This is a genomic window from Burkholderia sp. BCC0044 (genome assembly GCF_902832955.1).
Classification (GTDB): Bacteria; Pseudomonadota; Gammaproteobacteria; order Burkholderiales; family Burkholderiaceae; genus Burkholderia.
In genome coordinates, this window is record NZ_CADFDO010000003.1 from 1,280,637 (window position 1) to 1,287,212 (window position 6,576).

The window sequence follows — 6,576 nt, forward strand, 5'->3', positions numbered from 1 at the left end:
CGCCGCCTGTATCAGCGAGCAAGAGGATGAACCCGGTGGACACCGCCCTGACCCATCCCGGCGCATTCGGCGCCGCCGAGCCGCACGCGACGCTGCGGTCCGGCGCGCCGGGCGGCGTGCAGATCGAGCATCTGAGCGTGCGCTACGGCGCACGCACGGTGCTGGAAGATCTGTCGCTGTCGATCGGCGCCGGCGAATTTCTGACCGTGCTCGGCAAGAGCGGTTGCGGCAAGACCACGCTGCTGCGCTTCATCGCCGGGTTCGTGAAGGCCGACGGCCTGACCGGCACGCTGACCGTCGCCGGACGCGACCTGACCCATGCGCCGCCGCACAAGCGCAACCTCGGTCTGCTGTTCCAGAATTACGCGCTGTTCCCGCACCTGTCGGTGTTCGAGAACGTCGCATTCGGGCTGCGCGCCCGCGGCATGGCGTCGTCGGAAGTGACGCGCCGCGTCGCCGATGCGCTGAAGCTCGTGCAGCTCGGCGATGCCGGCCATCATCTGCCCGCGCAACTGTCGGGCGGGATGCAGCAGCGCGTCGCGCTGGCGCGCGCGCTGGTGATCGAGCCCGACGTGCTGCTGCTCGACGAGCCGCTGTCGGCGCTCGACGCCAACCTGCGCGCATCGGTGCGCAGCGAACTGAAGGCGCTGCACGAGCGCCTGCCGAACCTGACCGTCGTCTGCGTGACGCACGATCGCGACGACGCGCTCGTGCTGTCCGACCGCGCGCTGCTGATGCGCGACGGCCGCATCGCGCAGCTCGGCACGCCGCAGCAGCTGTACGACGCGCCGCAGGACGGCTACGTCGCGCGCTATCTCGGCCCGGCGAACCTGCTGCCGCCGCACGTGATCTTCCCGCTCGGCGATCCGCGTCACGAGATACGCGGCAAGGTGGCGTGCGTGCGCCCCGAGCGCCTGACCGTGATGCCGCCCGCGGCCGGCGGCCTGCACGGCACCGTGTCGTCCGTCGAATGGCAGGGCGCGGACCTGTCGATCGCGGTCGTGATCGACGCGGCGCCCGACGAGCCCGTGCGCGTCACGATGCAACGCGGCCGCGGCGCGGCTCCCGAGCGCGGCGCGCGCGTGTCCCTGCATTACGAGGCAGACGATGTCGTCCTTATCGAGCCCTGAAGCCGGCCTGCCGCCGCACGTGCTCGCGTCGGCCGCCGCGCATGCCGCCGCTGCGCGGCGCCGCAAGCGCATGGGCGACCTGCACCTGGCCGCGCTCGCGATCGTCGTGCTGGGCCCGCTCGTCGTCTATCCGCTGGTGCGGCTCGTGCTGCTGAGCGTGTCGGGCGATCACGGGCTCAGTTTCGCCGCATACCGGACCTTCTTCGGCAATCCCGACACGCGCAACGTGCTGCTGACGACGCTCGGCGTGCTGTTCGCGAGCGCCGGCACGGCGTCGGTGCTTGGCGTGCTGCTGGCCGCGCTGCTGTTCTTCAGGCCGTTCCCGGGGGCGTCGCTCGTCACGCGCTTCCTCGAGCTGTACGTCGCGTTTCCGTCGTTCCTCGTCGCGTTCACGCTGATCTTCCTGTACGGCTCGCAGGGGTCGATCAGCATCGCGCTTCAGCATCTGTTCCATCTCGAGCATCCGCCGCTCGATTTCCTGTTCGGCATCGGCGGCGTGATCCTCGCGCAGACCGTGTTCTACACGCCGTTCGTCGTGCGGCCGACGCTCGCGTCGTTCGCGACGCTCGACCTGCGGCTGATCGAAGCCGCGCGCAGCCTCGGCGCGCCCGGCTGGATGCTCGCGCGCCGCGTCGTGCTGCCGATCGCGTGGCCGGGCATCGCCGCCGGCACCGTGCTGTGCTTCCTGCTGACGCTGAACGAGTTCGGCATCCTGCTCGTGCTCGGCAGCGCGCGGCTCGTCACGCTGCCGGTCGCGATCTACAGCAGCGCGACCGTCGATCTCGACCTGCCGACCGCGTCGGCCGGCGCGGTCGTGATGTTGTCGCTGTCGCTGGCGCTGTATGCGGTTTATCGCCGGGTGAACCGGCGTGCGACGGGAGGGAACGATGTCCGCTGAATTCCGTATCGGGCAGGCCGTGCCGCGTCACCAGATCGGCTGGACCGACGCGCTGCTCAAGCATGCGTCGCGCGCCGCGCTCGCGCTGGCCGCGTTCGCGTGCTTCTGGCTGTTCGTGCTGCCGGTGGTGGTCGTCGCGCTGTCGAGCGTGTCGACGCAATGGTCGGGCACGATTCTGCCGGCCGGCTACAGCCTGCGCTGGTTCGAGCGGCTAGGCTCGCCGGAATACGATGCGCTGTTGACGAGCCTCGAAATCGGCTTCGGCGTATCGGCGCTCGGCACGATCCTCGGGCTGTGGCTGGCGCTCGCGCTCGAAGGGCGCGACCGGCGCGGCCTCGGCGCGGTCGTCGACGCGCTCGTGATGGTGCCGAACGGCGTGCCGAGCGTCGTGCTCGGGCTCGCGGTGCTGATCGCGTATCACCAGAAGCCGCTCGACCTGTCGAGCTCCGCGGCGATCGTCGTGCTCGTGCAGCTCGCGTTGATTCTGCCGTTCTGCTATCGCTGCGCGGCCGCCGCGCTGCGCCCGGAATTGACCGTGCTGCGCGAGGCCGCCGCGAGCCTCGGTGCGCCGCCCGCGATGGTGCTGCGCCGCGTGCTGCTGCCGCAGCTCGTGCCGGCGCTGCGCGCGAGCCTCGCGCTCGGCTTCGCGCTGTCGCTCGGCGAACTCGGCGCGACACTGACGGTGTATCCGCCCGGCTTCGCGACCGTGCCGATCGTCGTGATCGGTCAGGTGGAGCGCGGCTATTACCTGCCGGCATCGGCGCTGTCGCTGCTGATGCTCGGCGCGTCGCTCGCGGCGCTGCTGCTGATCGCCGCGCGCGTGCCGCGCGGCAAGCGGGCGGCATCATGAACGCCGCGTTCGCATTGCGGCGCCCCGGCGAGCAATGGGCCGCCGGCAAGGGCTCGACGAATCTCGCGGGACGCTCGATCGACGTCAACGGCCGGCCCTACCGGCTGCCGGTCGAGCCGACCGTCGTCGTCTGTGTCGACGGCTGCGAATACGACTATCTCGAACGCGCGGTGGCAGCCGGCGTCGCGCCGTTCATCGGCCGGATGATCGAGCAAGGCACCGCATGGCGCGCCGATTGCGTCGTGCCGACCTTCACCAACCCGAACAACCTGTCGATCGTCTGCGGCGTGCCGCCGTCGGTGCACGGCATCTGCGGCAACTATTTCTGGGATCCGGCTGCCGACGGCGGGCGCGGCGCCGAAGTCATGATGAACGACCCGGCCTACCTGCGCGCCGGCACGCTGCTCGCGGCGGCGGCCCACGCCGGCGCGCGGGTGGCCGTCGTGACTGCGAAGGACAAGCTGCGCCGGCTGCTCGGCTGGCAGTTGAAGGGCATCTGCTTTTCGGCCGAGAAGGCCGCGCAGGCCAATCTCGCGGAAAACGGGATCGTCGACGTGCTCGACTGGGTCGGCCTGCCGTCGCCGGACGTGTACAGCGCGGCGCTGTCCGAATTCGTGTTCGCGGCCGGCGTACGGCTCGCGCAGACGCGGCAGGTCGACCTGATGTACCTGTCGACCACCGATTACGTGCAGCACAAGTGCGAGCCGGGCAGTGCCGGCGCGAACGCGTTCTACGCGATGATGGACGGTTACCTCGCGCAGCTCGACACGCTTGGCTGGGCGATCGGCGTCACGGCCGACCACGGGATGAACGCGAAGCACGATCCGGCGACGGGCCGGCCGAACGTGATCTATCTGCAGGATGCGTTCGACGGCTGGTACGGCACGCAGGCTGCGCGCGTGATTCTGCCGATCACCGATCCGTACGTCGTGCACCACGGTGCGCTCGGTTCGTTCGCGACGATCTACCTGGCGCCGGGCGTCGACCGGGCCGAGGCGATGTGGCGCGTCGGCGGACTCGACGGCGTCGAGCTCGTGCTCGACAACGCGGAAGCCGCCGCGCGTTTCGAACTGCCGGCCGACCGGATCGGCGATCTCGTCGTGATCGGCCGCCGCGACATGACGCTCGGCACGCGCGAGCGCGAACACGACCTGTCGGGTCTCACGGTGCCGTTGCGTTCGCATGGCGGCGTGTCCGAGCAGGAAGTGCCGCTGCTGTTCAATCGCCGTATCGAGCGCGACGATCCCACCCGTCGCCCGCGCAACTTCGACGTGTTCGATTTCGTGTTGAACCGGATCGCGACATGATGGCTCATCCGCGGCAGGATCATCCGTCGTTTCGTGCCGAAGCATTGCGCTGGTGCGGCACGCGCGCGATGCGCGAGCGCACGCTCGACGTCACGGATCCGTACACGGGCACCCGTGTCGGCACCGCGCCGCTCGCCAGCGTCGACGACGTGCGCGCGGCGTTCGATTACGCGATGGCCTACCGGCCGACGCTCACGCGCTACGCGCGCTCGCAGATCCTCGAACGTGCGGCTGCATTGCTGCGCGAGCGCACCGAGGAGGCGTCCGACCTGATCACGCTCGAGTCGGGGCTGTCGAAACAGGATTCGCGCTACGAGATCGGCCGCGTCGCCGACGTGCTGAAGTTCGCGGCGGTCGAGGCGCTGCGCGACGACGCGCAGAGTTTCTCGTGCGACCTGACGCCTCACGGCAAGGCGCGGCGCGTGTTCTCGCAGCGCCAGCCGCTCGACGGCGTGATCGTCGCGATCACGCCGTTCAATCATCCGATGAACCAGGTCGCGCACAAGATCGCGCCGGCGATCGCGACCAACAACCGCGTGATCGTGAAGCCGTCGGAGAAGGTGCCGCTGTCGGCGTTCTATCTGGCCGATCTGCTGTACGAAGCCGGCCTGCCGGAACCGATGCTGCAGGTGCTGACCGGCGATCCGCGCGAAATCGCGGACGAACTCGTCACGCATCCGCATACGTCGCTGATCACGTTCACGGGCGGCGTCGCGATCGGCAAGGCGATCGCCGCGCGGGCCGGTTATCGACGCATCGTGCTGGAGCTGGGTGGCAACGATCCGCTGATCGTCCTCGCCGATGCCGACCTCGACCGTGCGGCGTCGCTGGCGGTGCTCGGCTCGTACCGGAATTCGGGCCAGCGCTGCACGGCCGTCAAGCGGATGCTGGTGCAGCGCTCGATCGCGCCCGCGTTCACCGAATTGCTCGTCGAGAAGACGCGCGCATGGAAATACGGCGATCCGTTCGATCCTGCAAACGAAATGGGCACGGTGATCGACGAAGCGGCGGCGCGGCTGTTCGAGGCGCGCGTGAACGAGGCGGTCGCGCAGGGTGCGCGCCTGCTGACCGGCAACGTGCGGCGCGGCGCGCTGTATGCGCCGACCGTGCTCGACAACGTCGATCCGTCGATGACGATCGTGCGCGAGGAGACCTTCGGGCCCGTGTCGCCCGTCATCGCGTTCGACACGATCGACGACGCGATCCGGATCAGCAACGGCACGGCATTCGGGTTGTCGTCGGGCGTCTGTACGGACAGCACGGCGGCCGTCGTGCGGTTCGTGAACGAGCTGAACGTCGGCACGGTGAACGTGTGGGAGGTGCCCGGATACCGGATCGAACTGTCGCCGTTCGGCGGGATCAAGGATTCCGGGCTCGGTTACAAGGAAGGCGTCCAGGAGGCGATGAAGAGCTTCACGAACCTGAAGACGTTTTCGCTGCCTTGGGAGTGAGCGGATGGCGCTGACGGTGGAAGAGATCCACGGGCTGTATCGCGAGCACGGCCATGTGGCCTATAGCGGCGAACCGGTCACGCAGCTCGAGCATGCATTGCAGAGCGGGTTGCTGGCGGAGGAGTCCGGGGCGGACGAAGCGCTGGTCGCGGCGGCGTTCCTGCACGACCTCGGCCACTTGCTGAATCGTCAGGGCGAAACGCCGAGCGCGCGCGGGATCGACGATCTGCATCAGTATTACGTGTTGCCGTTCCTGCGGCCGCTGTTTGCCGATGCGGTGCTGGAGCCGATCCGGCTGCACGTCGACGCGAAGCGTTGCCTGTGCCGCACGGACGCCGGCTACTTCGAGAGTCTGTCGCCGGACTCGGTGCGCAGTCTGGCGTTGCAGGGCGGCATTTTCAGTGAAGAGGAAACGGCAGCGTTCCTGCAGCGCCCGTTCGCGGAGGACGCGCTGCGCCTGCGCCGCTGGGACGACACGGCGAAGGAGGAGGGCAAGGTGACGCCGGATCTCGATCACTATATGGAGATCGTCGCGCGTCAGGTGCGCGCGGCTTCCTGACGACGGTTCGGCCGCTTCTATATAAGGCGTCGCACGCGGCCGCGTGCGGCGCCTTTATTTTTTGCGAAACCCCTTGCGCTCACTGCGTGAGCTGCTTAGAATCACGCCTCTTTCGCGCTAACGGAAACGCGGCGCGGAAGGAAGGGAAGCGGTGCTGTTGGGGTTCGGTGGTAGCGAGCCTTGGCGGTACAAGAAGTTGAGCCCCGCAGTCGCAACGAAGTGGTTCAGAAAGTTGTTGACGAACTGCGAAACACGGTTCATAATCTCGCTTCTCTGCTGCTGAAAACGCAGCGCTGCTGAGAAACCTCCGGGTCCTCGCAGAAACGCTCTTTAAAAATTAACAGCCGATAAGTGTGGGCGCTTGATGGCAGCGAGCTGATC

At 68.4% G+C, this 6,576-nt stretch carries 6 protein-coding genes; all 6 read left to right on the forward strand.

The window, feature by feature from the left end; genetic code table 11:
- Positions 1-26 precede the first annotated feature (26 nt).
- The 6 genes from phnT to HWX14_RS22815 are packed head-to-tail and all read left to right on the forward strand — an operon-like array spanning position 27 to position 6,195.
- Positions 27-1,130 carry a 2-aminoethylphosphonate ABC transport system ATP-binding subunit PhnT gene (gene phnT, locus HWX14_RS22790; protein ID WP_175884601.1) on the forward strand — a complete coding sequence of 368 codons (1,104 nt, stop codon included), beginning with the start codon at positions 27-29 and terminating at the stop codon, positions 1,128-1,130.
- Positions 1,108-2,028 carry a 2-aminoethylphosphonate ABC transporter permease subunit gene (gene phnU / locus HWX14_RS22795; protein ID WP_175884602.1) on the forward strand — a complete coding sequence of 307 codons (921 nt, stop codon included), beginning with the start codon at positions 1,108-1,110 and terminating at the stop codon, positions 2,026-2,028. Before phnT ends, phnU begins: the two co-directional genes overlap by 23 nt.
- Positions 2,018-2,878, forward strand: a complete 861-nt coding sequence (phnV, locus tag HWX14_RS22800; protein ID WP_175884603.1) for a 2-aminoethylphosphonate ABC transport system, membrane component PhnV — start codon at positions 2,018-2,020, stop codon at positions 2,876-2,878. The genes phnU and phnV overlap by 11 nt, the downstream gene beginning before the upstream one ends.
- Positions 2,875-4,185, forward strand: coding sequence for a phosphonoacetate hydrolase (gene phnA / locus HWX14_RS22805; protein ID WP_175884604.1), 1,311 nt, complete (start codon positions 2,875-2,877; stop codon positions 4,183-4,185). The genes phnV and phnA overlap by 4 nt, the downstream gene beginning before the upstream one ends.
- Positions 4,182-5,636, forward strand: a complete 1,455-nt coding sequence (gene phnY / locus HWX14_RS22810) for a phosphonoacetaldehyde dehydrogenase (protein ID WP_175884605.1) — start codon at positions 4,182-4,184, stop codon at positions 5,634-5,636. The genes phnA and phnY overlap by 4 nt, the downstream gene beginning before the upstream one ends.
- Before the next feature lie 4 nt (positions 5,637-5,640).
- A complete protein-coding gene (locus HWX14_RS22815) occupies positions 5,641-6,195 on the forward strand; it encodes a phosphonate degradation HD-domain oxygenase (RefSeq protein ID WP_175884606.1) in 555 nt (184 codons plus the stop codon).
- Positions 6,196-6,576: the final 381 nt, after the last annotated feature.